Below are 26,847 nucleotides of genomic sequence, written 5' to 3' on the forward strand. Positions count from 1 at the left end.
CAAACCTGTCTTCCTTGTCCGGGGCGCGCGCGCAATTCGCAGGCTCCGCCCGGGCGATTTGCGCCCGGCTTTTGCGCTGTCCTAGCATAGAAAAATCGGCGGCGCAAAACGCCTTTCTCGGTGATCACGCTGCCGCAAGGGCAGGCACTTGTTGCGAAAAGGCCGCCCAGCGACGCGAAGTTCAAGCCGCGAGGCGGCGGCGCGAGGGCAGATCGGCGCGGTTGACGCCCACACCCGGCAATTTTTCGCCGACGCGGCCGCCGCAGCCTTCGATCCGATAGGCTTCGGGATCGGCAAACAGCGCGCGCAGCAGCCGGTTGGTCATCGCATGGCCCGCCCGCTCGCCGGTATAGCGACCCAGGAGCGGACCACCGGCCAGGGCAAGATCGCCCAGCGCATCCAGCATCTTGTGGCGCACGGGCTCATCGGCGCGGCGCAGACCGCCCGGCGACAGGATGCGATCGCCGTCGAAAACCACGGCATTTTCCAGCGTGCCGCCCAGGGCAAGACCACGGGCATGCATCGCATCGACATCGGCCTGGCGGCAGAAGGTGCGGCAATCGGAAAGCTCGCGCACGAAAGCGCCATTCGACATGTTCAGATGGCGTTCCTGACGGCCGATGGCGGCATCGTCGAAATCGATGCGGAAGTCGATTTCCAGCATGTCCGACGGCTCAAGCCGGGCCACAGCCTCGCCCTCGCGCACTTCGACCGGCTTCAGGACGCGGATCGCGCGCACATCGGCCGCCTGCTGGCGCAGGCCGCGCGCCAGGATCGCGGCGACGAAGGGCTCGGCCGACCCGTCGAGAATCGGCACTTCCGGCCCGTCGATCTCGATCAGCAGGTTGTGGACGGCACAGCCGGCAAGGGCCGCCATGATATGTTCGATGGTCGAGACCGAGACACCATCGGCATTCTCGACCACGGTGCAAAGACGCGAGGGCGTCACTGCATGCCAGATCGCCGGGACCAGCGCATCGCGGTCCAGAATGTCGGTGCGGCGGAACCAGATGCCATAGTCGGCCGAGGCCGGACGCAGGGTCATGCGCACGGGCTTGCCGGAGTGAAGCCCCACCCCAGTGAACGTAACCGCCGATTTCAACGTGTTCTGCACGTCCGTCTACCTTGTCTTCCTCTGGGTTCGATCAGCCTTCGCACTAATGCGCAAGTCAGACTGATTGTTCCGAGGGTCTAGATAGGTCTGTCACGCAGTTGCAGCAATTCACCTTTTGCAACGGTTTGTGACACGACCCAACTACATGATTTCAAAAAGAAAAGGCCCGGACTAACCGGGCCTTTGCATGAACCTGTTACAGCGCTTTTCAGTTGGCCTGGCGGCGCAGGAAGGCGGGAATCTCGATCCGCTCGTGGTCGCCACCGGCCTCGGGCTCGTCGTCAAAGGCCGTCACGGGCGGCTGGGCGCGGCCCTGCGGAACGGGGCGTTCGTTGGCCTCCAGATGCCCGGCCATCCGGTTGATCAAGGACCCGATGCCGAAGCGCGGCTTGGCACCTGCGGCCGCCGGCTGTGGTGCCGGCTGCGCCATGCCGCGTTGCTGGGCAAGAGCGGCAGGGTTCTTTGAAACGGCGGCCTGGAGGCGGGCAAGCGCCTCGGGCGAGGGCTGGCCAGCGCTGCGCGGACGCGGCGCCACGAAAGCGCCCGGGTCCTGGTCAATCGAGGCGGGCGCCGGGCGAGCCGTTGCCACGGGTTGCGGCGCGGGCTGCGGGCGATAGACCGGCGGCGGCACCTCGTCGTCCAGATACTCGGCCTGCTCGGCGGCGAAGGCCTCTTCGCTGTCCTCCGCCGTGTCGAAGAGATCCTGGCTGGAGGCGAACTGGCTGACCGGCGTCGGGGCCGCAACAGGCGCGGGGCGCGGTGCAGGCTGCGGAGCCGGAGCTGCGGCGACCGGAGCCGGGGCGGCGCGGGGCGCTTCGCGGCGCGGGGTTTCGGCTGCCGGAGCCGGATGCAGGGTCAGCGGCTGCGCCATCGAGCGGCGGGCCACCGGGGCTTCGGGCTTCGATTGCGCCGAGGCGTCGATGCCGGTGGCGACGACCGAAACGCGCATCCGCCCTTCCATCGAGGCATCGAGAGTCGAGCCGACGATGATATTGGCGTCGGGATCGACCTTCTCGCGGATGATGTTGGCGGCTTCATCCAGTTCGAACAGGGTCAGGTCATGGCCGCCGGTGACGTTGATCAGCACGCCCTTGGCGCCATTGAGGCTGATCTCATCCAGAAGCGGGTTCGCGATGGCCTTCTCGGCGGCCTGGACGGCGCGGCTCTCGCCTTCGGCCTCGCCCGTGCCCATCATGGCCTTGCCCATCTCGTCCATAACCGAGCGCACGTCGGCGAAGTCGAGGTTGATGACACCGGGGCGCACCATCAGGTCGGTCACGCCCTTGACGCCCTGATAGAGCACATCGTCGGCCATGGCGAAGGCATCCGTGAAGGTGGTGCGTTCGTTGGCCAGCCGGAACAGGTTCTGGTTCGGGATGATGATCAGCGTATCAACGACCTTCTGAAGGGCTTCGATCCCCTCTTCGGCCTGCTTCATCCGCTTGTTGCCCTCGAACTGGAAGGGCTTGGTCACGACACCGACGGTCAGAACGCCCAGCTCCCGCGCGGCCTGCGCGATGATCGGCGCCGCGCCCGTGCCGGTGCCGCCGCCCATCCCGGCGGTGATGAAGCACATATGCGCGCCGGCCAGGTGATCGACGATTTCCTCGATGGTTTCCTCGGCCGCCGCGGCGCCGACGGTCGGACGGGCCCCCGCCCCCAGACCCTCGGTCACCTTCACGCCCATCTGGATGCGGGCTTCGGCACGCGACTGTTGCAGCGCCTGTGCGTCGGTATTGGCGACGACGAACTCCACGCCCTCAAGCTGCTTCTCGATCATGTTGTTGACCGCGTTGCCGCCAGCGCCCCCCACGCCGAACACCGTGATGCGCGGCTTAAGCTCTTCGCGCTGAGGGGTCATCGTCAGATTGAGTGCCATTGTGTCCGCCCGTCCCGAGTTTTCTTGCCGCCGCATGTTGGTTCGACGTGAGCAGGCCTGTCCCGGGCCACGACTCCGCCAATTGCAGTCGATTCTATCGACATCGGCGAACAAGGTCACCAAAAAAACATCGAAAACCCACAAAATGTGGGTTACCAAAGCCCGCCCTAAGCGGGATTTCGCACATAGCGCAGGATATTGGGGTTACCAGTTGTCCTTGAACCATCTGAAGGCCCGCTTCAACGAGCGCGCCGGGTAGCGCTCTGAGGGAACTTCGAAATCCCACCACTCGTCCTGGGGATGCGCCGCGAAGAGGCACAGGCCGACGGCGCTGGCAAAAGCGGCCCCTGTCGCGGCCTGCGGTAAGCCCTGAACACGCAGCGGACGGCCCAGGCGGACGCGCTGGCCCAGGATGCGGGCCGCAAGCCCGTCAAGCCCGGGCATCTGGCTGGCCCCGCCCGTCAGGACGATCTGCTGGCTGGGCAGGTGGTCGAAGCCCGCCGCGTCAAGACGCGCCCGGGTTTCCTCAAGGATCTCCTCGACGCGCGGGCGCATGATGCCGATCAGCTCGGTCCGGCTGATCTGGCGGCGGTCCTTGTCCCAGTCGCCCGAGTCGCCGCCGATCTCGATCATCTCGCGATCATCCATGCCGGTGGCGAAAAGCCCGCCATGGCGGGTCTTGATCCGTTCGGCCGTGGCCAGAGGGATCTGAAGGCCCTTCGAGATGTCCGAGGTCACATGATCGCCGCCCATGCGCACGGAATCGGCATAGATCATGTGCTTCTTGATGAAGATCGACAGGCCGGTCGCGCCGCCGCCCATGTCGATGCAGGCCGCCCCCAGCTCCTGCTCGTCCTCGACCAGCGAGGAGATCGCCGAGACATAAGCCGAAGAGGCGATGCCGGCGAGCTCCAGGTCGCAGCGGCGGATGCAATAAAGAAGGTTCTGGATCGCGCTGCCATCGACCGACAGAAGATGCATGTCGCAGGCCAGCCGGTTGCCGATCTGCCCGCGCGGATCGCCCAGGCCGGTGCGGTGATCCAGCGCGAAATTGACCGGCTGGGCATGAAGGACCTCGCGCCCCTGCCCCAGATCGGGCGTGTCGCAGGCGGCGAGCACCCGGGCCACGTCCTGTTCGGTGACGACCGAGTCGGCCAGGTCGATATCGCCCGCAAGACCATAGCTGCGCGGATCGGCACCCGAGAAGCAGGCGATCACATGGTCGACACGGACATTGGCCATCTTCTGCGCCGCCTGAACGGCGGTGCGGATGGCACGTTCGGTCTCGTTCATCACCGAGATTTCGCCGAAGCGCACGCCGCGAGAGCGCGTGGTGGCCGCGCCGATGATGCGGAATTGCGACTGGCCCGCCATCGGGCCGACGCCATCCTGTTCGCGCAGCCGGGCCTCGCCGTCAAAGCGCAGGATCAGACAGGCGATCTTGGATGTGCCGACGTCCAGAATGGCGATCACGCCCCGCTGCATGGCGGCGCGGCGCATGTTCCGCATGGCACGCTGGGTCTGGTAGAGGTCGGTCACAGGTCGGACTCCACGGTTGCGACGCCCTGCGCGCTGCGCAGCTGGGTCAGGGCATAGGGCGAAAGGCGAAGGGTCGGGCGGTTCGGCAGACGCAGGTCCACCGTCAGAAGGTCGCGGTTCACGATGTCCTGCGCATGATCCAGGGCGAGCAGGCGCTCGACGGCGCGGACCGGATTGTCGGTCGGCAGAAGGATGCGCTGGTCGCGGTCAAGCACCAGATCCCAGCGCCGTTCGCCCATGCGCACAAGGCCACGGATGCGCGGCGCCAGCGGACCGGCGGCGGCGAGGATCTGCAGGGCCTCGGCAGCGGCCTTGTCCGCCCCTGCCCCGGCGATCAGCGGCAGGTCGGGCCGGTCGCCGCGCGAGATCAGACTGGCGACGCGATGGCCTGTGTCATCGACCAGGGTCAGCCCCTCATCCATGCGCCAGATGGCGACGGGCTGGCGTTCGGTCACGATGACCTGCAACACCCCGCCCGACCGCACGCGCAATTCGGCCGATTTCACCGCATCCAGCCCCTCGATCCGCGCACGGGCGGCCTCAAGATCCAGATCGAACGAGGATTGAGGGAGGTTTACATCCATCCGCGCCCGTACCGCCTCGGCCAGTTCCTTGGAACAGCCCTCGATCGAGGCGAGCGTGACCATGAATTCAGGCCGGTGCTCGAATTTCTCTTTCAGATCGACGAATGTGTCGATGATCGCGGCACGGCGGGTTTCCGAGGAGAAATAGATGCCGACGCAGGTGGCCACGGCCAGCATGGGCAGGCCGACGCGGATCAGGCGGCGCAGATGCGGCGTCAGCATGATGCGCTGCATCCGGTAGGCCCAGCGCGACGGCGCCGGGTCGCGCATCGGCAGCGAGGCGACTGAAGGCGCGGGCCGCGACTGGCCGTAGCGGGGCGGGGCGGTCAGCGGTTGCATGAGGCATCCCTCACCAGCCAGTCGCACAGCGCGGCAAAACTCATCCCGCAATGCGCCGCCTGTTCGGGTGCAAGCGAGGTGGGCGTCATGCCGGGCTGGGTGTTGGTTTCCAGCAGGATCAGACCGTCAAGGCCACGATCTTCGTCCCAGCGGATATCCGTGCGGCTCAGCCCCCGGCAGCCCAGCGCCTTGTGGGCGCGCAGCGCATAGTCGAGGCAGACCTCGGTGATCTCGTCGGGCATGTTCGCGGGCAGTTGGTGCCGGCTGCCCCCCGGCTTGTATTTCGCGTCGTAATCATACCAGCCGTCGGTGAGGATATCGGTCACGGCCAGCGCGCGTTCGCCCAGAACGGAAATCGACAACTCGCGGCCCGGCGCATAGGTTTCGACCATCACCGTCTCGGGCATGCTGGCGGCCAGGCGCGGCGCGTTCGAGCCGGGATGGACGATATAGACCCCAACCGAAGAGCCTTCGTTATAGGGCTTCACCACATAGGGCGGCGGCAGGACATGGCCCGCCTCGACCGCCTCGCGGCTGGCAAGAACGCCCGTCGCGCAAGGCAGGCCCTCGGCGCGGTAGACGGCCTTGGTGCGCTCCTTGTCCATGGCGATGGCCGAGGCAAGGACGCCGGAATGGGTATAGGGAATGGACAGCCATTCCAGGATGCCCTGGACGCAGCCATCCTCGCCCCAGCGGCCATGCAGGGCGTTGAAGACGATATCCGGCTTGATTTCAACCAGTTGCGCGGCGAGATCGCGGCCGGCATCGACCTCGATCACCTGGGTGTACCCCGCATCGCGCAGCGCCTTTGCGCATTCCGTGCCGGACGAAAGGGAGACCTCTCGTTCGGCGGACATGCCGCCTTTCAGAACCGCCACGCGGGGAAATCTGCTCGATCCCGCCGCCATTACTGCCTCACGGGGGCTTTGCCGCCCCTCGATTGTTATTCTGCGCGTTCGCCTATGCGCATGATTTCCCACTCTAACGTGATGCCGCTGTTTTGGAAAACCTTTTTTCGCACTTCCTCGCCCAGATCTTCCAGATCGGCCGCCGTGGCGCCGCCTGCGTTGATCAGGAAATTCGAATGCATGGGCGACATCTGCGCGCCGCCGCGGGTGGCGCCGCGCATTCCGGCCTCGTCGATGACCTTCCAGGCCTTGAGGTCATGATTGTCATCGTCACGATCTGTAGAGGAGTATCCCACCGGATTGCGGAAGGTGGAGCCGGCGCTGCGGTCCTTGGTGGGTTGGCTGGCGTCGCGCTTGGCGAGTTGGTCTTCCATGCGGGCGGCCAGGGCGGCCGGGTCGCCTGCGGGGGCGCGGAAGGTGGCCGAGACGACTACCGCGGCTTCGGGCAGATCGGATTGGCGATAGCGCATGTTTAGGGCGCTGGCGGGCAGGATCTCGGTCCGGCCCTGACGGGTGACGATGCGGATTTCCTCAAGGAAATCAGCCGTGTAATGGCCGTAGCAGCCCGCATTCATCCGCACAGCGCCGCCGATCGAGCCGGGGATGGTGCGCAGGAAGGTGAGGTCGCGGCCGGCCTCGGCAGCCTTGCGCGCCACATGGGCGTCAAGCGCGGCGGCACCGGCGATCACCCTGTCCCCTTGAAATTCGATGGCATTGAAGCCGCGCCCCAGGCGGATGACCACAGCACGCAACCCGCCGTCCCGCACGATCAGGTTCGAGCCGACCCCCATCGGGAAGACCGCGATGGCGGGATCGAGTTTGCCAAGGAAATCAGCAAGATCGGCCTCGTCGGCGGGCAGGAAAAGATGATCCGCCGGGCCGCCGACGCGCAGCCAGGTGAGATCGGCGAGCGGACGGTTCGGGGTCAGCGTGCCGCGGGGGGTAGGAAGCGTGGTCATGAGGGTTGGTAGCCGGGAAGACAGGGGGGCCGCAAGAGTGGCGGAGGGCCGAATTAGCCCTTTGGAATCGTAGAGAAAATCATGTCTTGCGAAGGTCTTCCCAATGTCTTCCGAACGTCTTCCGGCCAGAGCAACGGCCGGGGGATCAGGTATCTGGGGCGAATCGACAGCGATGAAGCGGATTTCACCCCGGCCTACTCGGCCGGGTCCACCCGCCGCATCCAGCGCCACAGATAGATCACCGGCCAGCGCAGGACGGAACAGCCGGCGGCGAGGAAGGCCATGCCCCAGAGCGGCCCCGCCGCCCAGGTCAGCCAGCCCAGAAGCGGGATGCCGATGGCGATGAGGCCATAGGCGGCGCGCCAGTGGTGGTCGCGCGTGGGCAGCATGGCGATCAGATTGGCGGCCACCAGCCAGAGGAAGGCAAAGGTCAGGGGCAGGCTCATTTGCGGCGCTCCAGTTCGGGCGGAACGGGCGCGGCGCGGCCGGTCATGCGGCGGAAGACATAGAGAAGTGGATTTCGGAACATCGAGACGAAGGCAAGAAGGGCGAGAATGCAGGCGAGCCAGCCATGGACATAGCCGATCCAGATGATCAGCAGCGGCGCGGCGATCATCAGCGCGAGGCCCGGCACCATCTGGCGGCGCATGGGCAAAAGCGCTGTGACCGTGGCGGTAAGCGCCCAGAAGATGGCGGCGATCAGCGCGCCGCTCATCCGGCCACCCCGCCTGGGGTTGGGGTACCCGTCTTGACAGGGGTCTGTGGTCTTTTCCCGGGGCGGCTGCCGGTCATGCGGCCTTCCCGATCAGCTTGGCGGGCAGCGCATTGGCCCAGGCCGAGATCGTGCCCGCGCCCAGGCAGACGAAGATGTCGCCGGGCCGGGCCTGCTCCCGGAAGAGGCGGGCGAGATCGGCCTCGTCGATGCAGGCGCGGGCATGGCGGTGGCCATGGGCGATCAGCCCCGCCACCAGATCGTCGCGACTGGCGCCGGGGATCGGGTCTTCACCGGCGGCATAGACATCGGCGATGGCGGCGACATCGGCCTCGTTGAAACAGGTGCAAAAGTCTTCGAACAGGTTCGAGAGGCGGGTGTAGCGATGCGGCTGGTGGACGGCGATCACCCGCGCGCCAGGCGTGTTCGACACGGCCTGGCGGGCCGCCTTGAGCACGGCGGCGATTTCCACCGGGTGGTGGCCGTAATCGTCGATGATGGTCACGCCATTCACTTCGGCGACCTTGGTGAAGCGGCGGTTCACGCCCGCAAAGCCCGCCAGCGCCTCGCGGATCTCGTCTTTCTTCATGCCAAGGTGGCGGGCGACGGCGACGGCGGCCAGCGCGTTCGAGACATTGTGATTGCCGGGCATGGGCAGGGTGCAGCCCTCGATCATCGCCTCGGGCCCTTCGCTTTGCAGCAGGATGTCGAATTTCGAAGTGGCGCCATCGAAGCTGAGGTTCACGGCGCGGATATCGGCCTGGGCATTGTAGCCGAAGGTCACGACGCGGCGGTCGGTGACGCGGCCAACCAGGGCCTGAACTTCCGGGTGATCGGTGCAGCAGACCGCAAGGCCGTAGAAGGGGATATTGGAGACGAAATCGAGGAAGCCCTTGCGCAAGGCTTCGATCGTGCCCCAGTGCTCCATATGCTCGGGGTCGATGTTGGTCACGATGGCGATGGTCGCGGGAAGGCGGTTGAAGGAGCCGTCGGATTCATCGGCCTCGACCACCATCCATTCCCCTGCCCCGGCCCGCGCGTTCGAGCCGTAGGCATGGATGACGCCGCCATTGATCACGGTGGGGTCGAAATTGCCCTTGTCCAGCAAGGTCGCGACCATGGTGGTGGTGGTGGTCTTGCCATGGGTGCCCGCGACCGCGATGTTCGACCGCATCCGCATCAGTTCCGCCAGCATTTCGGCGCGGCGGACGACGGGCAGCTTGCGGCGGCGGGCCTCTTCCAGTTCGGGATTGCCCTTCTTGATGGCGGAAGAGATCACCACCACTGCGGCCTCGCCCAGATTCTGGGCGCTCTGCCCTTCAAAGAAGCGCGCGCCCAGTTTCACCAGCCGGTCGGTGATCTTCGAGGCTTTGGCGTCAGAGCCCTGGACGGTGTAGCCCAGCGTCAGCAGCACTTCGGCGATTCCCGACATGCCGATGCCGCCGATGCCGACGAAATGGATCGGGCCAAGTTCCAAGGGCAGTTTCGTGGCGGCGTTCATGTCGGGTCTCCTGCCAGATCTTCAACTAGCGCGACCAGACGTTCGGTCGCATCGGGCCGACCCTGGGCAAGGGCATTGGCGGCCATGATCTCGGCCCCGCGCGGGTTTTCGAGAACCGCCGCCATCTGCGCCGCAAGCGTGGCGGCGTCAAGCCGGTTTTCCGGGATGACGATGGCGGCCTCGGCCTCGGCCAGGCCACGGGCATTGGCGGATTGGTGATCGGCCGTGGCCGCAGCGAAGGGGACAAGGATCGCAGGGCGGCCGATGGCCGAGATATCGGCGATGGAGGAGGCGCCCGAGCGCGAGATCACCAGTTGCGCTTCGGAAAGCCGGCGCGGGATATCGGCAAAGAAGGGGGCGATTTCGGCGGCGACGCCCGCTGCGGCATAGGCGGCCTCGGCCCGGGTGGCATCTTCGTCGCGGGCCTGATGGGCGACGCGGAGATTGTCGCGCAGGGCTTGCGGCAGCAGCGCGACGGCGGCGGGGACCACGTCCGACAGGATGCGGGCGCCCTGGCTGCCGCCGATCACCACAAGGCTCATCGGATAGTCGCCGGGCGGGATATAGGGGGCGCCTGCCCGGTCGCGCACGGTCTGGCGGACGGGATTGCCGGTGGCGACGCCTTCGATCCCGTCGGGCAAGGTTGCAGGCCAGGTGCCGCAGGCGATGGTCTGGACCCGGGAGGCGAAGAGGCGGTTGACCCGGCCCAGCACGCCGTTCTGTTCATGGATCATGCGCGGGCGGCGCAACAGAAAGGCCGCCGTGAGCGCGGGGATCGAAGGATAGCCGCCGAAGCCCACCACCACGGCGGGCCGGTCGGTCAGTTGCGACCACAGCGCCGAAACCACGCCGCCAGCGATGCGGAGCGGCACGACGAGTTTGGCCAGCAGCCCGCCACGGGCGAAAGTGGCGGAGGACAGCTTCTCGATCTTGACCGCCTGGGGGAAGCCGCCCGCATAGCGCGCGCCACGCTCGTCGGTTGAAAGCTTGACCCGCCAGCCCCGGGCCAGCATCGCCTCGGCCAGCGCCTGGGCGGGAAACATATGCCCGCCCGTACCGCCTGCGGCAATCAGAAGAAGCCGCGCCATCAGCGCCCGCCCGTGCCGGGACCCCGGCGGAAGATCTCGGCCATGCGGTCGCGCGGGCGCGAGCGGGTGAGGGCCAGCAACATGCCGACGGTGATGCCCGCAGCGATGATCGAAGAGCCGCCATAGGAGACGAAAGGCAGGGTCATGCCCTTGGCGGGCAGCAGGCGGACGGCAACGCCCATGTTGATCATGGCCTGCACGCCGAAAACCGCCGCCAGCCCCGCCCCCGCGAGGCGGGTGAAGGGATCGCGTTCGGCCATCAGGCGGATCAGCGAGCGCAGGACGATGACCGAGAAGAGGCTGAGGATGAGAAGGACAAGGACGAGGCCGTATTCCTCGGCGGCGACAGCGATGATGAAATCGGTATGCGCATCGGGCAGCGACCATTTCACCTGGCCCTCGCCCACGCCGACGCCGAAGAAGCCGCCCTCCTGGATGGCGTTGGCAGCATAGCCCAGCTGGGTGCGCGGATCGACATCGGGCGAGAGGAACCCGTCAATGCGGCGGGCGAAGTGTTCGGAGGAATTGTAGAAGACGACGCCCGCAGAGGCGACAAGGCCGCCGACCACGCCGATCAGCAGCATGGGCGCGCCGGCGGTGAAATAGATCACCCCCCAGGCGAAGACGACAAGCGCCGACTGGCCGAAATCGGGTTGCAGGGCGAGAAAGCCCACCACCGCGATCAAGAGGACGAAGGAGATCAGCTTGCCGGGCGGGCCGCCGACCTCTTGCGAGGCCGCCATCAGCCAGGCGGTGACGATGACGAAGCCGGGCTTGAGGAATTCGGAAGGCTGCAGCGAAAGCCCGCCCAGCGAAAGCCAGCGCACCGCGCCCTTGCCATGATCCTGGCCGACGAGGGGCAGCACCATCACCAGGATCAGCGCCACGGCGAATCCGATGATGCCGAGGCGGCGCACAAGGCCCGGCGGCATCATCGAGATCGCCAGCATCACGGCAAGGCCCAGCGCGCCGAAGGTCGCCTGCTTCTGGACATAGAAGAAGGGTTCAAGCCCGTTGCGGCTGGCCAGCGGCACCGAAGCGGCGAGGCCAAGCAGAAGCCCGATGCCGAACAGGACGAAGACCGAAGTCAGCGACCAGATGTCGATCGTGCGCCACCAGCGCGGCAGGACCGGATCACGGACTGCAACAGGGGACGAGCCATAGACCATTTCAGTCATGGGGAAACCGCCTCGATTTTTCTGCCTCTGGCCCGGATGTTCCCCCCGGGCTCTTGGCCGAAACTCTAGACCGATTTCCCTCGCGTGGAAAGCGGCTTTCTTGTGGCCGCAGGTCAGGGATCGCCCTTGCATCCCTGTGGCGCGGCACGATTTTTCGCCGAAAATCAGGGGCGCGGAAGTCAGGTTGACAAGCGCTCAATTATATAATAACTTACTTATATAAAGGAGCCTTTCAGCTATGTCACCGCTCGATTCCGCCTTTGCCGCCCTGTCGGATCCGACGCGCCGCGCGCTTCTGGCGCGGCTGGCGCAAGGCGAGGCGACGGTGCAGGTCCTTGCCCGCCCCTTTGCGATCAGCCAGCCCGCGATCTCGCATCACCTGAAGGTGCTGGAAGAGGCCGGGCTGATCGAGACGAGGGTGGCGGGCACGGCGCGGCCCCGGCGGCTGCGGCCCGAGGCGGTGGAGGCGATCTGGGGCTGGATGAGCGAGTTTCGCCGCGAGATGGAGGCGCGCTACGCGCGTCTTGACGCGGTGTTGGACGAGATGATGCAGGAGGAGATGCAGGATGGCACAGAGCAGCACGACAAGGCTTGACCTGACGACCGAGGGCGAGACCGGGGTAATCGTCACCCGCCGTTTCGCCGCCCCGCCCGAGCGGGTCTACCGCGCCCATGTCGAGCCCGCGCTGTTGCAGCGCTGGTGCACCGGTCCCGACGGCTGGACCATGCCGGTCTGCATCTCAGAACCCCATCCGGGCGGCCGTATCCGGTTTGAATGGAGTGACGGGACGGCGGGCTTCTTCCTGACCGGCGAATATCTTGAGATCGATCCGGGCCGCCGCATCGTCCATGTCGAGCGGATGCATCTGCCCGATCCGACGCCCGACAACCGGGTCACGACCACCTTCACCCCCGACGGGACCGGCACGCTGCTGCGGCTGGTCATGCAATTGCCGAATGCCGAGGCCCGGGCGGCGATGCTGGCGACCGGAATGGATGAAGGGATGGAGGCGAGTTACGCCCGGCTCGAGGCGCACTTGGCGGGTGCGGCATGAGCCGCACCGTCCTTGCCACCGAAGGCACGAGAAGCCTGAGCTTCACCCGTCGCTTCGCCCACCCCCCGGCCCGCGTGCTGCGCGCCCATCTGGACGCCGCGACGCTGCGCCGCTGGATCGGCTCGGACGCGCATCCGATGACGGAGTGTCAGGTGGACGGCAGGGCGGGCGGCAGCTTCCGCTATGACTGGACCGGGGTGAACGGCTTTTCGGCCTCCGGCACATTCGAAGAAATCACCGCCCGCCGGATCGTGCATGTCGAGCGTTTCGATCCCGACTGGACCGGCGGCGAGGCCCGCGTGATCACCGATTTCGACGATGATGGCGCGGGCGGCACGATCCTGCGGATGCAGGTGATCTATGCCTCGCCCGAAGCACGGGAAAGCGTGGGGGCCAGCGGCATGGCCGAGGGGATGGAGGGGGCCTTCGACCGGCTGGAGGCGCTGCTTTGATCCGTTCGGTCAGGACGCGCGCCACCACCCGGCGCAGCTGTGCCGCGTCGTGCCAACAGGCGCTGTGGACGGAGCAATCCGGCACGGTGGGCGGGTCCATGGGAAAGGAATACCGGGGCCGTTTCGTCGCGGTGGCGCAAAGGACATAGAGCGCCACCGGGCAGGCGGGGCAGCGGAGGATCCCCTTGCCCCGGCCCGGAGCGGTGGGGGGATGCGCTCGGGCCGGCCGAGACGGCGGCGCTGCCGCTCTAGGGCCTCTCGGCCAGAAGGACGCTGCGCCCGGCGGTCGCCGGATCTTCGGGCGTGAAAGAGATCAGGCGCAACCCGGCCACGGACAGGGCACTGGCATAGCCTTCGGGCGAGAGGCTGGCATGAAAGACCGGCCCGCCCGGGACGCGGCCCCAGACCTCGCCCGCGGCGGGGCCGACCGTAGCGAGAAATCGCCCCCCAGGCCGAAGATGGGCGGCGATCCGGGGCAGAAGCGCAGGCTGGTCGGCGGCGGTGAGGTGGAAGAAGCTGTCCCAGGCGAGGATGGCGTGGAAGCGGCTGTCCAGGGCCAGGTCGCGCATGTCGGCCTGAAGCCATCTGCCCTGCGGCAGCCGGGCGCGGGCAAGGGCGAGCATTCCGGCGGATGCATCGATCCCGGTGACGGCGCGGCCCTGCCCGATCAGATGCGCGGCGAGCGGCCAGCCGGTGCCGCAGCCAAGGTCGAGCACCGCCGCCGCCGCAGGCGCACCCTCAAGGAGCAGGTCAAGCCAGGGCGCCTCATGCGCCAGCCCGCCGCGCTGCGCGTCCCAGTGCGGCGCGCTGCGGTCATAGGTGGCGCGATGGCCATGATCGTCCTGTCCCACCCTGCCCCTTCCTCGCGGCCTGAAATAGCCCGGCGGGAGGCCGCAGGCCGGGGGCAGCGCCCCCGGTCCCGGTCCCCGCTAGCCGATCAGCGCCGTGACGCGGGCGGTGAAATCCTCGCCGCGCTTTTCGAAATTCGGATATTGGTCGAAACTTGCCGCCGCCGGGGCCAAGAGCACGACCTCGCCCTCCTGCGCCTCTTCCGCCGCGCGGGCGACGGCGCGGTCCATGGTCTCGCAGATCTCATGCGGGGTCTCGCCCAGTTGCAGGGCGAAATCGCGGGCGGAATGGCCGATCAGATAGGCTTTCACGACCGAGGACAGATGGGGGGCCAGCGCCGCGATGCCGCCTTCCTTGCCCAGCCCCCCGGCGATCCAGCGGATCTTCGGGAAGGCCTGCAGCGCCTTGGCGGCGCTGTCGACATTCGTGGCCTTGCTGTCATTGACGAACCGCACGCCGCCGCGGGCGCCAATCAGCTGGCTGCGATGGGGCAGGCCCGCGAAGCTGTGCAGCGCCTGTTCGATCAGCTTGGGCGCAAGGCCGAGGCTGCGGCACACCGCATAGGCGGCGCAGGCGTTCTGGTGGTTATGCGCGCCGGGCAGGCCCGCAATGGCGCGCAGGTCGATCGCCGCGACCTGGCGGCCCTTGCGCCATTCGGCGAGAAAGCCCTTGCGGGCGAAGACCGACCAGCCGAAGCCTTCGAGCTTGCTGTCGGAAGAGATGCGGATCACCCGGTCATCGGCGGGGCCTTCGGCCATCTGATTGGCCAGGAAGCGGCCCTCGACCTCATCCACGCCGATCACGGCGCGGTCGGGGCCGCCTTCGGCAAAGAGGCGGCGCTTGGCGGCGAAATAGCCGCCCATGCCGTTGTGCCTGTCGAGATGGTCGGGCGAGAGATTGGTGAAGACGGCGATATCCGGGGTCAGCGCGCGGGCGAGGTCGGTCTGGTAGGAGGAGAGTTCCAGCACCACGACCTCGCCATCCTGCGCCGGGTCGATCGACAACACGCCCTTGCCGATATTCCCGGCCATCTGGGTCGGGCGCCCGGCGACCTGAAGGATGTGGTGGATCAGCGCGGTGGTGGTCGACTTGCCGTTCGATCCGGTGACGGTGACGACGCGGGGGGCGGTTTCGAAATTGTCCCAGGCGGGGGTGGCGAAGCTGCGGAAGAAGAGGCCGATGTCATTGTCGACGGGAATGCCCAGTTCGAGCGCCCGGGCGATGATCCGGTTGGGCTGCGGGTAGAGATGCGGGATGCCGGGACTGGTGATCAGCGCTGCCACGCCGTCGAAGGCGGCCTGGCGGGTGAGGTCGGTCAGGGCGAAACCCTCGGCCTCGGCCTTGGCGCGGGATTCGGGGCTGTCATCCCAGAGGAGCGGCGCGGCGCCCCCGGCCTGGAGCGCGCGCGCGGTCGCGAGGCCAGAGCGGCCAAGGCCCAGAACGGCGACCTTGGCGCCCTTGTAGCCGAGTACGGGGATCATCGCGGGCCTCCGGCGTTGGATGCCGAGGGTTTCACGCCCCCGGACCCAAGTGGGATATTTAGAAACGGAAGAAAGGGGAAGAGGCGAGCCGCCCCTTCCGGCTGTTTCAGCCCCGGTTGTCCAACTGGGCGCGGACCGATCGACGGCCCAGAAGCGAGATGCGGTAGGGACCGCCCTGCTTGCTGGCGATCAGCCTGCGCCGCCTGAGCCGCTGGAACAGCGGCAGGGTCAGGTCCGACAGGACCATCCCCTCGCGGGTGTGGCAAAGGACTTCGGCGATGCGGCCGCGGTCATCGAAGTGATGGCGGATCTCGCCGCCAAGGGCGAGGACGTGAAGGACGCGCTGTTCGGCGCGGGAGATGTTCATATTCTGTGTCCGGAATGGGCGTGACTGGGCCTGCCGCACGACCCGGTCTGGGATCGGCAGGATCACGAACGCCACTTGGCCCTGGCGTCAGGCTCTGGACACAGTCTCTGTCAAACAAGCTCCGTTTGGGCGCGAGACGCGCCCTGAGCGGGAGATAGGCGGTCCGGCAGGCGCGGAAAAGGCCGGATTAGCCGGGCGGCAGGCGGCGGCTGCGAAGGTGATGCACCAGCGCCACGATGACCAGCGCCGCGGCGACAAGGCCGAGGACGAGGCCAAGATGGACGCCGGGCGCGAGGCGGCCGAAGATCCGATGCAGAATCTGCCCTGCGCCATAGCCCAGCGCCGTGAAGAGCGCGCCCCAGATCGCGACGGCGATCACGTTGCAGGGGATGAAGATGCGGGCGGGCACTTGCGACAGGCCCAGCGCGACGGGGCCAAGCGTGCGCAGGCCGAAGACGAAGCGGAACGCCAGGCTCGCCAGCGCGGGACGGCGGTCAGCGAGGCCGAGGAAGCGCTGCGCAGCGGGGCGGGCGACCAGACGGGCCAGGCGGGGGCTGTCGCGATGGCTGCGGGCCAGGGCGAACCAGGCCTGATCGGCGAGGAGCGCGCCCAGGCTGAGGGCGGCCCAGGCGGCGCACACCGGGAAGGCCCCGCGATGCGCCAGCGCGCCGCCGACAAGGCCCGCCCCATCGCCCTCGACCAGCCCGCCCAGGAAAAGGGCGGGCAGGCCGAAGCTCTGGATCAGGCTTTCGACGGACATCCGGCCTCCTGGCGGGCCATTGCGACGGCGGCGATCCTTCGACGAAAGATCGGGGCGGGTGCCGCAGTCACCGCACCTTCAGCGTGGCCAGGCCGATGGCGCCCAGGATCAGCGAGATGATCCAGAAGCGGATCACGATCTGCGGCTCGGCCCAGCCCTTCTTTTCGAAATGGTGGTGGATCGGCGCCATCAGGAAGACCCGTTTGCCGGTGCGCTTGAAATAGGCGACCTGGATGATCACCGACAGCGCCTCGACCACGAACAGCCCGCCGACGATGGCCAGCACGATCTCGTGCTTGGTGCAGACGGCGATGGCGCCCAGCGCGCCGCCCAGGGCAAGGCTGCCGGTATCGCCCATGAACACCGCCGCGGGGGGGGCGTTGTACCACAGGAATCCCATCCCCGCGCCGAACAGCCCGGCGCAGAAGACCAGAAGCTCGGAGGTGCCGGGGACGTAATGGACCTCGAGATACTGGGTATAGTCGACCCGGCCCACGGTATAGGCGATGATCCCGAGCGTTCCGGCGGCGATCATCACGGGCATGATGGCAAGCCCGTCAAGACCGTCGGTCAGGTTCACCGCATTGGCGGCGCCGACGATGACGATCATGCCGAAGGGCACGAAGAAGATGCCCAGATTTAGCAGCGCATCCTTGAAGAAGGGGAAGGCCAGCTGGTTGGTCAGGTCGGCCGGGTGGAAGCGCGCCGCCGCATAGGTGGCAAGCGCTGCGATCAGAAGGCCCAGCAGCATGCGGACGCGCGAGGACACGCCCTTGGTGTTCTGCTTCGACACTTTGGCATAGTCATCGGCAAAGCCGATCAGGCCGAAGGCCAGCGTCACCAGCACCACGATCCAGACATAGGGGCTGTCGAGCCGCGCCCAGAGGAGCGTCGAGACCATCAGCGCCGACAGGATCAAAAGCCCCCCCATGGTGGGCGTGCCCGCCTTGGCGAAATGGCTTTGCGGGCCGTCATCGCGGATCGGCTGGCCCTTGCCCTGCTTGCGGCGCAGAAGATCGATCAGCGGCCGGCCGAAGAGAAAGCCGAAGACCAGCGCCGTGACAAAGGCCCCGCCGGCGCGGAAGGTGATGTAGCGAAACAGGTTGAAGAAGCCGCCGCTATCGGAAAGCTCGGTGAGCCAGAACAGCATTTACTCGCTTCCTTCCCGTGACGGCTGGGCCTGTCCCAGCTTCTTCAATGCCTCGACCACGAGGCTGACCTTGGAGCCTTTGGAGCCCTTTACCAGAACCACATCCCCCGCGTCGATCAGCCCGCGCACCCGGGCGGCAAGTTCCGGCGCGGTTTCGACCCAGAGCCCCTGCTGGCGGCGTGGCAGGGCCGACCAGAGATGGCGCATCCGCGGGCCGACGCAATGGATCTGCGCGATCCCGGCCAGGCCGGGATGGCGGGCAATGGCGCTGTGCATCGCGATCTCGTCGGGGCCAAGTTCCAGCATGTCGCCCAGAACCGCGATGCGCCGTCCGCCGCCGACGCGGCCGATGCCGTCGGTCGGGTGCGCGGCGATCAGCACGTCCAGCGCGGCGGCAAGCGAGACCGGATTGGCGTTGAAGGCATCGTCGATGAGGTCGAAGAAGGTTTCTTCGACGATGTCGAGCTGGATGCGCTGGCGCAGCCCGCGGCCTGCGGGCGGCTGCCAGCGGCCGATATCATGGGCGGCGATCATCGGGTCGGCACCCAGCGCCTCGGCCACGGCCAGGGCGCCAAGGGCGTTCAGCGCGAAATGGCGACCGGGCGAGGCGACCTTGAAGACGGTGGTCTGGCCGCCATGGCTGGCGCGCAGGACGGTTGTGCTGTCGCAGAGCCGCGCCTCGGTCAGATGCCAGTCGGCTTCAGCGTTTTCGCCGAAAGTGACGATGCGCGCGCCCAGCCGGGCGGCGGCGGCGCACATCAGGGGGGTGGTGTCGAGATCGGCATTGATGACAGCCGCACCGCCGGGTTCAAGCCCTTCGAAGATCGAAGCTTTTTCGGCGGCGATCCCGGCGAGGCTGTCGAAGGCCTCAAGATGCGCCGGGGCGATGGTGGTGATCATCGCGACATGCGGGCGGGCAAGGCGCGCGAGCGGCGCGATCTCGCCCGGGTGGTTCATGCCGATCTCGATCACGGCGTAATCGGCATCGGCGGGCAGCCGCGCCAGCGTCAGCGGGACGCCCCAATGGTTGTTGTAGCTGGCTTCGGCGACATGGACGCGGCCCTGCCCCGCCAGCACATCGCGCAGCATTTCCTTGGTCGAGGTCTTGCCGACCGAGCCGGTGACGCCGACAACCCGCGCCTTCGCGCGGGCGCGGCCCGCGGCTCCAAGACGGCCGAGGCCGTCAAGTACGTCATCGACGATCAGAAGCGGCGCGTCGGCGGGTAGGCCTTCCGGGATGCGACTGACCAGCGCGGCGGCGGCGCCCCTGGCAAGCGCCTGGGCGACGAAGTCATGGCCGTCGCGCGCGTCTTTCAACGCGACGAACAGGTCGCCGGGCTGGAGCGTGCGGGTGTCGATGGAGACGCCGCTGGCGGTCCAGTCTGTCGTCGCGCGGCCCTGTGTGGCGGCGGCGGCGTCGGCGGCGGTCCAGAGCGCGGGCATCAGATCACCCCATCCAGCGCGGCGACGGCGATGGAGGCCTGTTCGACATCGTCGAAGGGGAAGACATCGCCCTTGATGATCTGGCCCGTCTCATGCCCCTTGCCCGCGATCAGCAGGGCGTCGCCCGGTTGCAGGGCATCAACGGCGCGCAGAATGGCCTCGGCGCGGTCGCCGACCTCATTCGCGTCGGGGCAGGCGGCAAGGATGGCGGCGCGGATGGTCGCCGGGTCTTCGCCGCGCGGATTGTCATCGGTGACGAAAAGGACATCGGCATTGTCGCGCGCGGCTTCGCCCATCAGCGGGCGCTTGGTCCGGTCGCGATCGCCGCCCGCACCGAAGACAATCAGGATGCGGCCCATGACATGCGGGCGCAGGGCCTTGAGCGCGGTGGCGATGGCATCGGGCGTATGGGCGTAATCGACGAAGACGGCGGCGCCGTTGCGGCGGGTCGCGGCGAGCTGCATCCTGCCGCGCACGCCGATCAGGCGCGGCAACGCCGTGAGGACGGTTTCGGGCTTTTCCCCCGCGGCGATGACGAGGCCAGCGGCAAGGGCGACATTCTCGGCCTGGAAGGCGCCGATCAGGTTGAGGCGGGTCTGGAAGGCGCGTCCCTGCCAGAGATAGCGCACCTCCTGTCCGGTCGCATCGGCGCGGGTGGCGGCGATTTGCAGATCGGCCCCCTGCCCCTTGCCGACGGTCATCACCGCAAGGCCGCGATCCAGCGCGCGCTCGGCCATCTGCGAGCCCTTGGCGCCGTCGAGATTGATCACCGCCACGCCTTCGGGGGGAAGGAGACGGTCGAAAAGCCCGGCCTTGGCCTCGAAATAGGCCTGCATCGTGCCGTGATAATCGAGATGGTCCTGCGTCAGATTGGTGAAGCCCGCCGCCGCCAGCCGCACGCCTTCAAGACGGCGCTGGTCGAGCCCGTGGCTTGACGCCTCCATCGCGGCATGGGTCACGCCCGCCGCCGCCGCATCGGCCAGAAGTCGCTGAAGGGTGATCGTGTCGGGCGTGGTATGCGCGGACGGGGCGGCCCAGTCGCCCTCGATCCCGGTGGTGCCGATGTTGATCGCACTATGGCCCAGCGCCTGCCAGATCTGGCGGGTGAAGGTGGCGACGGAGGTCTTGCCGTTGGTGCCGGTCACCGCCACCATCACCGGGGGCTGGGCGCCGAACCACAGGGCGGCGGCATAGGCCAGCGCCTCGCGCGGGTCGTCGGTCACGACCAGAGCCGCTTCGGAGGCGGCCAGTGCCTCGGCGGCGAGCGCTGCCCCGGCAGTATCGGTCAGGATGGCGGCGGCACCCTGTTCCAGAGCCGTGGCGATGAACTCGGCCCCGTGACGCGCCGATCCGGGCAAGGCGGCGAACAGCATGCCCCCGCGTGCGGCCCGGCTGTCGAGCGTGAGGCCCGACAGAACCGGATCGCGGCCCTGACGCGCCTTCAGGCCCAGTTCCGACAATCGCCTTGCGGCAGGCATGGTCCGTCCCCGTTCAGTTGCTGGCGGCTGTTAGCGTAGTTTGGACCGGGACTTCAACCTGCGGCCGCAGACCAAGCAGGGGCGAGGTGCGGCGGATCATCTCGGCCGCAACGGGCACTGCCGTCCAGCCCGCAGTGCGGCGCGGCAGTGGGCCCATGGTGTTCACCGGCTCGTCCAGGGTGACGATCAGCACATATTTCGGGTTCGAGGCCGGATACATCGAGGCGAAGGTGTTGATCACCTTGTCCTTGTAATACCCGCCCGATTTCTTGGGCTTGTCGGCGGTGCCGGTCTTGCCCGCGACCTCATAGCCCTTGACCTCGCCATAGGAGGCGGTGCCGTCGGTCACCACACGGCGCAGCATGGTTCGGGCCTCGGCGGCGACCTTTTCCGACAGGACGCGGCGACCCTTGGCGGGGCCGGATTGCTTTAGCAGCGTCGGCTTGATGTAAATGCCGCCATTGGCAATCGCCGCATAGGCAGCGGCAAGGTGCAGCGGGCTGGCCGACATGCCATGGCCGTAAGAGGTGGTGATCGTGACGATCTCGGGCCACTTCTTCGGGATGAGCGGCTTGGCGCCCGGCGCCTCGATCAGTTCGACCGGGGTCGGATCGAAAAGACCCATGGATTTCAGGAAGGCCTGCTGGCGCAGCGGGCCGATCATCAGCGCGATATGGGCGGTACCGACATTCGAGGACTTGGCGATGACATCGGAGACCGAGAGCAAAGGTCCGTAATTGTGGCCTTCGAATTCCTTGATGCGGTGCTTGCCCCAGACCATCGGCGCATTGGCATCGACCATGGTGTCCGGGCCGACAAGGCCCAGCTCCATCGCCTGGGCCGCGGCGAAGATCTTGAAGGTCGAGCCCAGCTCATAGACGCCCTGCACCGCGCGGTTGAACAAGGGGCTGTCCGAAGGCTCGGCATCCTTGGAGACCAGGGGCACCGGGCGGTCATTGGGATCAAAGGTGGGGGCAGAGGCCAGCGCCAGCAATTCGCCGGTGCGCACATCCATCAGGATCGCGGCGCCGCCCTTGGCATTCATCATGGAAATGCCGGCGGCGAGAACCTCTTCCACCGTGGCCTGGACGGACAGGTCGATCGAGAGTTGCAGCGGCGCGCCGGCTTCGGCCGGGTCGCGCAGGCGGGCATCCATCGCCTTCTCGATTCCGGCAGTGCCGATCACCTCGGCCGAATGCACGCCCTCGGCGCCGAAGGAATAGCCGCCAAGCACATGGGCGAGAAGGTCGCCATTGGGGTAGAGGCGCATTTCGCGCGGGCCGAAAAGCAGGCCGGGATCGCCGATTTCATGCACTTTCTGCATCTGTTCGGGCGAGAGAACCTTGCGCACCCAGAGGAAGCTGCGGCCATCGGTGAAGCGGCGTTCAAGGGCGGCAGCGTCAAGCTCGGGGAATATCTCTTGCAGCTTCTGCGCCGTGCCCTTGGGATCGACCATATCGCGCGGATGGGCATAGAGGGCATGGGTGGTCATGTTGGTCGCGAGGATGCGGCCATTGCGGTCGGTGATGTCGGCCCGCTGCGCGACGATTTCCGCGCCCGAGGCGCTGGCCACCGGCTCGACCGGCTCTGACGCAGCAAGATGGCCCATGCGCACGCCGATCGTGGCATAGGCGCAAGTGAAGACCAGGGCCATCAGGCCAAGCCGGGCAGAGGCGCGGCTCTGGCCCTTTTCATGCATGGCCTCATGGCGCAGGCGGCGGTTCTCGGCCTCGATCAGATCGGGATTGCGGCCCTCGGCCCGGGCGCGAAGGATATGGGCAAGCGGGCGGAGCGGCGTGCGCATGGCTCAGAGTCCTTCTTCGGAGGCCGGGGCGGCGGGGGCCTGGGCCACGGATTCGGCCTGGGCGGCGGCCGTGTCCTCGACCGCGCCGATGGTGCCCTGGGTGTCGATGGGGCCGGTGATCGCCGGGATTTCGGGCACCGGGAAGGCGACCTGCGCCGCCGTGCCGAATTGCGTCGGGTCCATCGGCAGAAGACCGAGCGAGTCAAAATTGAGATCGACCAGTTCGCGCAACCGCTGCGGGCGGTTCAGATAGGCCCATTCGGCGCGCTGCACCGACAGGGCTTCGCGCAGATCGGCGATCTGGGATTGCAACCCGCGCACCTCGCGCAAACTGGCCTGGGTGGCGTAATTCTCGCGATAGGCCCAGAAACCAAGGGCGATGAGGGCCAGGAAGGACAGGATGTACAGCACGGGGCGCATGGTCAGCGGCGTCCTTTGCGGGCAAGGTCGGGCAGGCCGAGAGCGGCAGGCGAAAGCGCCATGGCGGGGGCGTCGGTGCGGGTGGCGACGCGGAGTTTGGCGCTGCGCGAGCGCGGATTGGCGGCAAGTTCGCCCGCATCGGGGCCGATGGCCTTTTTCGGCGTCAGGGTGAAGCGCGCCCGGGTTTCCGCCCGTGCGGGGGCATAGCGGTTGGCGGCAGGTTCGGCGCCCGAGGCGAGCTGGAGGAAGCGCTTGACGATGCGGTCTTCCAGGCTGTGGAAGGTGACGACCGCCAGTTTTCCGCCCGGCTTCAGCGCGCGTTCGGCGGCGGCCAGCCCTTCGGCAAGCTGGTCGAATTCCGTATTCACCGCGATGCGCAGGGCCTGGAAGCTGCGGGTCGCGGGGTGGCTTTCGCCGGGTTTCGGGCGCGGAAGCTGGCGGGCGACGATCTCGGCCAGCTGGAGTGTCGTGGCGATGGGCGCCAGCGTACGCGCCGCGACGATGGCGCGGGCGATGCGGCGCGAGGCGCGTTCCTCGCCATAGTGATAGAGGATATCGGCCAGCAGATCTTCGGGGGCGGTGTTGACCAGATCGGCGGCGCTGTCGCCCGACTGGCTCATCCGCATGTCGAGGGGGCCGTCCTTCTGGAACGAGAAGCCGCGCTCGGCCAGGTCAAGCTGCATGGACGAGACGCCAAGATCAAGGACCACCCCGTCAAGGGCTTCACCCGCCAGGCTGTCGAGATCGGAAAACGTGCCTTCGATCAGGGTGAGGCGCGGCTCGCTGGCCAGCCAGTCGGCGGCCATGCGATGCGCCAGAGGGTCGCGGTCGATGCCGATCACGCGATCGGCGCCCGCGGCCAGAAGGCCGCGCGCATAGCCGCCGGCGCCGAAGGTGCCATCAAGCCAAAGGCCCCCGACGGGGGCCACCGCCGCCAGAAGCGGGGTCAAAAGGACCGGGATATGAGGGTCTCGCGCGGGCAGCACGTCGCGGGGTTGCATCACATTCCCCGCTCCTTCTGCGCCCGGCCGATCAGGGTCAGCGCGTCAAGGCCCGCGTCTTCGTCATCCTCGTCATCGGCATCAAGCTCGGCCTGGTAGGTGTCGCTGCGGTACAGCTTGAAGCGGTTCGAGGCGCCGACGAAAGCCGCTTCGGCGGCATCGGTGATGCCCAGCTTGGCGCGGACCTGCGGCGGCAGGACGATGCGGCCCTCGGGCTCGATCTCGACCATGACGGAACGGGAGATCATGTCGCGCTCGGCGCGTTCGCGGGCCTTGGAGCCCAGTTCCATCGCGTCGATCTGGGCGGCCAGCCAATCGGCGCCGGTCTTCGACCAGCATTCGACAAAATTACGGTTCTTGCCGCCATAGACCATATAGAGACGTGCGCGGGGGGTGGCGTCGCTGGCGGGATCGTCGGCTTCGAGAATGCGGCGGAAGGCTGCGGGCACCGAGACCCTCGCCTTCGCATCTACCTTCTGGTAGAATTCTCCTCGAAATGCCTCGCCCATAAGGTCTTGGCCTTGCCCTTCCCCCAGGCGTGCGCCTGTCCCAATTGCATGTCCCGGAAATGGAAATGGGCGGATCGGGTTGCTGCCACTACCCGATCCGCCGCTGTCCCATCGCTGGGCGTCCAGCTACGCGCGCCACCTGGGGGAGATGTCTGCTCGCTCGCGCGCCGGATCTCTGTCGTCCGATGAAAGGGGCTGCCTGTATGAACTGCCTTAGTCGCCTTTTCGGGGTCTTGCGCTGCCCCTGCGGTCTTTTTGGCCCGTCCCATCTTCCGTGAGATAGGGATGCCATGGGACTGCATGGTCTGGCAAGGGATTTCTTGGGAAAAACACCCAAGATGCTGTGGCGGTATGGCGTGAAATCGCGCATCTAGTGGGGAAATTGCGCCTCACGCGTCAATCTCTAGCCATCACGGACCCGCGACTGCCTAGATATAGCGCCGAGAGCAGTCGGCGGGTGGTTGAGTGACGGGACAAAGTTTTTTTGCCCCGCGCCCATACCTCGCGGCTACAGCCGGAGATTGGCGGCCAAATCGAGCTGAAATTCCCTAGAATCTCTCGAATCACCACGGAATCCACGCGGGGATCATCCCGTTTCCCACGCGGCGCCCATGAATACCCATGACACGATGACTCTGCCGCCCCCTGCCCCGCCGCGCGCGGCGCCTAGACAGCGGGGCGGTCGAAGAGAAGCCGCAGATAGCGTTCCAGATGATCGAAGGCGTCGCGCGCCGGAGTCGGGTCGTTCAGCGCCTTGGCCAGGATGATGCCGCCCTGCACCGCCACTTGAAACTGTGCGGCAAGCCCCTCGGCCGTGACGCCGCGCACCGGATGCGCCGCAAGTGCCTGGGCCAGATGGGCCTGGACATGGCCAAGGCCCGAACGGACGCTGTCACCCGCAGCGGCGCGGATGGCGGGGAAGGTTTCGAAACTTTCCTGCACGGTGGTGCCCGCGACGCAGCTGAACTCGGGCAGCGGCAGGTCAAGAAGCGCGCGGCGCAGATCGAGATAGGCGAAGACGCGGTCGAGCGGGTCGGGCAGGTCATTGTAGGGATGGGCGCTGAACATCGCCCCTGTCGTCTCGGTCCAGTCCTGGACCAGCGCCACGCCCAGCGCCTCTTTCGAGGCGAAGTGGTGGAAGAAGGCGCCCTTGGTCACGCCGGCAGCGGCGCAGAGATCGTCGACGCTGGTGCCGGCGAAACCGCGCCGGCGCACCAGATCGCGCGCGGCCGCAATCAGCCGCGCGCGGGCCTCGCCCCTCGGGGCGCGGGTCTTGCCTGTCTTGGGGACGGTCGTGTCGGTCAAGGCTTCTCCCACAGGGCGGGGTCGGGGGTGAGGATGGCCCATTTCAGGCCGAAGGGATCGGACAGCAGGCCCCATGTATCGCCCCAAAACTGCCGTTCATAGGGGGCGATGACGGTGCAGCCCGCCGCCAGGGCACGGTCCCACCACAGCTGGCCCTCGGGCACGACCAGTTGCAGATGGCCGCGCGGGATCGGATCCTCGCCGCCCTGGGCGCTCGACATCTCGGCATAGTCGGTGAGCATCAGCGCGCCGCCGTTGATTTCCAGTTGCAGATGCATGAACTGGCCGGGCTTGTCTTCCATCGGCATGCGGCCGATGTCGCGCGCGGCGAAGGCCTTGATGTAAAAGTCGGCGGCGGCGCCGCATTTGCCGGGGAGACAGAGATAGGGGATCACGCCCTGCATGATGCGGTCTTCGGGGCGATAACGGTGGTCCTGCGTGGTGTCAGCGGACATTTCGGTGCTCCTTCGTTGGCGCGGGGGTTCAGGCGGCGGCGCGGGTGGCAGCGATCACGGCCTGAAGGTCGATCTTGCCCATTGTCATCACTGCGGCGATGGCGCGGTCGGCATTCGGCCCGGCCAACATCGCCGAAATCTGCCTGGGCACCACCTGCCAGGACAGGCCGAAGCGATCCTTCAACCAGCCGCAGGGGCCGTGGCTGCCGCCGCCTTCGACCAGAGCCGTCCAGAGCCGGTCGGTTTCGGCCTGATCGGCAGTCTCGATCATCACGGAGACGCATTCGGACAGCGGGAACATCGGCCCGGCATCAAGGATTTGATAGGGCACCCCGCCGAGCAGAAGGTTAATCACCTCGAAATGCGACTTGCCGTCGGGGCCGCCCTTGTCGCTCGCAAAGCCGCTTTCGATCCGGCTGTCAGGAATCAGGCTGCAATAGAACTCGGCCGCTTCGCGGCCCCTGCCGTTGAACCACAATACGGTGCGGATGGGATGTGTCATGGCGTCCTCCTCTGT

The 26,847-nt window shown here is 67.3% G+C and carries 28 protein-coding genes; 3 read left to right on the top strand and 25 right to left on the bottom strand.

Annotated features, from left to right (window positions below; genetic code table 11):
• Positions 1 to 181: 181 nt before the first annotated feature.
• The 11 genes from lpxC to ACED67_RS12375 form a co-directional block, all read right to left on the bottom strand.
• Positions 182 to 1,114, bottom strand: a complete 933-nt coding sequence (lpxC, locus tag ACED67_RS12325) for a UDP-3-O-acyl-N-acetylglucosamine deacetylase (protein WP_395541945.1) — start codon at positions 1,112 to 1,114, stop codon at positions 182 to 184.
• A 208-nt stretch (positions 1,115 to 1,322) separates the two neighbouring features.
• Positions 1,323 to 2,993 carry a cell division protein FtsZ gene (gene ftsZ / locus ACED67_RS12330; protein ID WP_395541946.1) on the bottom strand — a complete coding sequence of 557 codons (1,671 nt, stop codon included), beginning with the start codon at positions 2,991 to 2,993 and terminating at the stop codon, positions 1,323 to 1,325.
• A gap of 204 nt (positions 2,994 to 3,197) precedes the next feature.
• Positions 3,198 to 4,532, bottom strand: coding sequence for a cell division protein FtsA (gene ftsA / locus ACED67_RS12335; RefSeq protein ID WP_395541947.1), 1,335 nt, complete (start codon positions 4,530 to 4,532; stop codon positions 3,198 to 3,200).
• Complete coding sequence (locus tag ACED67_RS12340) at positions 4,529 to 5,455, bottom strand: cell division protein FtsQ/DivIB (RefSeq protein WP_395541948.1); 927 nt, start codon at positions 5,453 to 5,455, stop codon at positions 4,529 to 4,531. The genes ftsA and ACED67_RS12340 overlap by 4 nt, the downstream gene beginning before the upstream one ends.
• Positions 5,443 to 6,363, bottom strand: coding sequence for a D-alanine--D-alanine ligase (locus ACED67_RS12345; RefSeq protein WP_395541949.1), 921 nt, complete (start codon positions 6,361 to 6,363; stop codon positions 5,443 to 5,445). The genes ACED67_RS12340 and ACED67_RS12345 overlap by 13 nt, the downstream gene beginning before the upstream one ends.
• A 35-nt stretch (positions 6,364 to 6,398) precedes the next feature.
• Entirely contained in the window at positions 6,399 to 7,322 is a 924-nt protein-coding gene (murB, locus tag ACED67_RS12350; RefSeq protein WP_395541950.1) for a UDP-N-acetylmuramate dehydrogenase, read from the bottom strand.
• A gap of 194 nt (positions 7,323 to 7,516) precedes the next feature.
• On the bottom strand, positions 7,517 to 7,768 hold the full coding sequence (locus ACED67_RS12355; RefSeq protein ID WP_395541951.1) for a DUF2484 family protein: 252 nt from the start codon (positions 7,766 to 7,768) through the stop codon (positions 7,517 to 7,519).
• Entirely contained in the window at positions 7,765 to 8,037 is a 273-nt protein-coding gene (locus tag ACED67_RS12360; RefSeq protein WP_395541952.1) for a DUF2484 family protein, read from the bottom strand. The genes ACED67_RS12355 and ACED67_RS12360 overlap by 4 nt, the downstream gene beginning before the upstream one ends.
• A 73-nt stretch (positions 8,038 to 8,110) precedes the next feature.
• Entirely contained in the window at positions 8,111 to 9,535 is a 1,425-nt protein-coding gene (gene murC / locus ACED67_RS12365; RefSeq protein WP_395541954.1) for a UDP-N-acetylmuramate--L-alanine ligase, read from the bottom strand.
• Positions 9,532 to 10,623 carry a UDP-N-acetylglucosamine--N-acetylmuramyl-(pentapeptide) pyrophosphoryl-undecaprenol N-acetylglucosamine transferase gene (locus ACED67_RS12370; protein WP_395541955.1) on the bottom strand — a complete coding sequence of 364 codons (1,092 nt, stop codon included), beginning with the start codon at positions 10,621 to 10,623 and terminating at the stop codon, positions 9,532 to 9,534. Before ACED67_RS12370 ends, murC begins: the two co-directional genes overlap by 4 nt.
• Positions 10,623 to 11,801 (bottom strand): peptidoglycan glycosyltransferase FtsW, encoded by a 1,179-nt coding sequence (locus ACED67_RS12375; protein WP_395541956.1) that lies wholly within the window; start codon positions 11,799 to 11,801, stop codon positions 10,623 to 10,625. Before ACED67_RS12375 ends, ACED67_RS12370 begins: the two co-directional genes overlap by 1 nt.
• 238 nt (positions 11,802 to 12,039) lie before the next feature.
• Here ACED67_RS12375 and ACED67_RS12380 point away from each other — a divergent pair, with 238 nt between their 5' ends.
• The 3 genes from ACED67_RS12380 to ACED67_RS12390 are packed head-to-tail and all read left to right on the top strand — an operon-like array spanning position 12,040 to position 13,308.
• Positions 12,040 to 12,396, top strand: a complete 357-nt coding sequence (locus ACED67_RS12380) for an ArsR/SmtB family transcription factor (RefSeq protein WP_395541957.1) — start codon at positions 12,040 to 12,042, stop codon at positions 12,394 to 12,396.
• Positions 12,368 to 12,856, top strand: coding sequence for an SRPBCC domain-containing protein (locus ACED67_RS12385; protein WP_395541958.1), 489 nt, complete (start codon positions 12,368 to 12,370; stop codon positions 12,854 to 12,856). Before ACED67_RS12380 ends, ACED67_RS12385 begins: the two co-directional genes overlap by 29 nt.
• Positions 12,853 to 13,308, top strand: coding sequence for an SRPBCC domain-containing protein (locus ACED67_RS12390; protein WP_395541959.1), 456 nt, complete (start codon positions 12,853 to 12,855; stop codon positions 13,306 to 13,308). Before ACED67_RS12385 ends, ACED67_RS12390 begins: the two co-directional genes overlap by 4 nt.
• Positions 13,309 to 13,556: 248 nt before the next feature.
• Here the strand turns inward: ACED67_RS12390 and ACED67_RS12395 are convergent, their stop codons facing one another.
• The 14 genes from ACED67_RS12395 to ACED67_RS12460 all read right to left on the bottom strand — a co-directional run bounded on the left by ACED67_RS12395 (position 13,557) and on the right by ACED67_RS12460 (position 26,832).
• Positions 13,557 to 14,159, bottom strand: coding sequence for a class I SAM-dependent DNA methyltransferase (locus ACED67_RS12395; RefSeq protein ID WP_395541960.1), 603 nt, complete (start codon positions 14,157 to 14,159; stop codon positions 13,557 to 13,559).
• Between the two features lie 78 nt (positions 14,160 to 14,237).
• Complete coding sequence (gene murD, locus ACED67_RS12400) at positions 14,238 to 15,638, bottom strand: UDP-N-acetylmuramoyl-L-alanine--D-glutamate ligase (RefSeq protein WP_395541961.1); 1,401 nt, start codon at positions 15,636 to 15,638, stop codon at positions 14,238 to 14,240.
• 106 nt (positions 15,639 to 15,744) lie between these two features.
• Positions 15,745 to 16,005 (bottom strand): YjhX family toxin, encoded by a 261-nt coding sequence (locus ACED67_RS12405; RefSeq protein WP_395541962.1) that lies wholly within the window; start codon positions 16,003 to 16,005, stop codon positions 15,745 to 15,747.
• A gap of 187 nt (positions 16,006 to 16,192) precedes the next feature.
• Positions 16,193 to 16,765 carry a DedA family protein gene (locus tag ACED67_RS12410; protein ID WP_395541963.1) on the bottom strand — a complete coding sequence of 191 codons (573 nt, stop codon included), beginning with the start codon at positions 16,763 to 16,765 and terminating at the stop codon, positions 16,193 to 16,195.
• 67 nt (positions 16,766 to 16,832) lie between these two features.
• Entirely contained in the window at positions 16,833 to 17,915 is a 1,083-nt protein-coding gene (mraY, locus tag ACED67_RS12415; RefSeq protein ID WP_395541964.1) for a phospho-N-acetylmuramoyl-pentapeptide-transferase, read from the bottom strand.
• Positions 17,916 to 19,358, bottom strand: coding sequence for a UDP-N-acetylmuramoyl-tripeptide--D-alanyl-D-alanine ligase (locus ACED67_RS12420; RefSeq protein WP_395541965.1), 1,443 nt, complete (start codon positions 19,356 to 19,358; stop codon positions 17,916 to 17,918).
• Positions 19,358 to 20,836 (bottom strand): UDP-N-acetylmuramoyl-L-alanyl-D-glutamate--2,6-diaminopimelate ligase, encoded by a 1,479-nt coding sequence (locus ACED67_RS12425; protein WP_395541966.1) that lies wholly within the window; start codon positions 20,834 to 20,836, stop codon positions 19,358 to 19,360. Before ACED67_RS12425 ends, ACED67_RS12420 begins: the two co-directional genes overlap by 1 nt.
• A gap of 13 nt (positions 20,837 to 20,849) precedes the next feature.
• Positions 20,850 to 22,640, bottom strand: a complete 1,791-nt coding sequence (locus ACED67_RS12430) for a peptidoglycan D,D-transpeptidase FtsI family protein (protein ID WP_395541967.1) — start codon at positions 22,638 to 22,640, stop codon at positions 20,850 to 20,852.
• Positions 22,641 to 22,643: 3 nt separating this feature from the next.
• Positions 22,644 to 23,060, bottom strand: a complete 417-nt coding sequence (ftsL, locus tag ACED67_RS12435) for a cell division protein FtsL (RefSeq protein ID WP_395541968.1) — start codon at positions 23,058 to 23,060, stop codon at positions 22,644 to 22,646.
• A gap of 2 nt (positions 23,061 to 23,062) precedes the next feature.
• Positions 23,063 to 24,061 (bottom strand): 16S rRNA (cytosine(1402)-N(4))-methyltransferase RsmH, encoded by a 999-nt coding sequence (gene rsmH / locus ACED67_RS12440; protein ID WP_395542175.1) that lies wholly within the window; start codon positions 24,059 to 24,061, stop codon positions 23,063 to 23,065.
• Positions 24,061 to 24,510 carry a division/cell wall cluster transcriptional repressor MraZ gene (locus tag ACED67_RS12445; RefSeq protein ID WP_395541969.1) on the bottom strand — a complete coding sequence of 150 codons (450 nt, stop codon included), beginning with the start codon at positions 24,508 to 24,510 and terminating at the stop codon, positions 24,061 to 24,063. Before ACED67_RS12445 ends, rsmH begins: the two co-directional genes overlap by 1 nt.
• A 726-nt stretch (positions 24,511 to 25,236) precedes the next feature.
• Positions 25,237 to 25,875 carry a TetR/AcrR family transcriptional regulator gene (locus ACED67_RS12450; RefSeq protein WP_395541970.1) on the bottom strand — a complete coding sequence of 213 codons (639 nt, stop codon included), beginning with the start codon at positions 25,873 to 25,875 and terminating at the stop codon, positions 25,237 to 25,239.
• On the bottom strand, positions 25,872 to 26,330 hold the full coding sequence (locus tag ACED67_RS12455) for a VOC family protein (RefSeq protein ID WP_395541971.1): 459 nt from the start codon (positions 26,328 to 26,330) through the stop codon (positions 25,872 to 25,874). The genes ACED67_RS12450 and ACED67_RS12455 overlap by 4 nt, the downstream gene beginning before the upstream one ends.
• Positions 26,331 to 26,358: 28 nt before the next feature.
• Positions 26,359 to 26,832, bottom strand: a complete 474-nt coding sequence (locus ACED67_RS12460) for a VOC family protein (RefSeq protein ID WP_395541972.1) — start codon at positions 26,830 to 26,832, stop codon at positions 26,359 to 26,361.
• Positions 26,833 to 26,847: the final 15 nt, after the last annotated feature.

The sequence above is a fragment of the Neotabrizicola paludis genome, assembly GCF_044142105.1.
Taxonomy (GTDB): Bacteria; Pseudomonadota; Alphaproteobacteria; order Rhodobacterales; family Rhodobacteraceae; genus Pseudogemmobacter.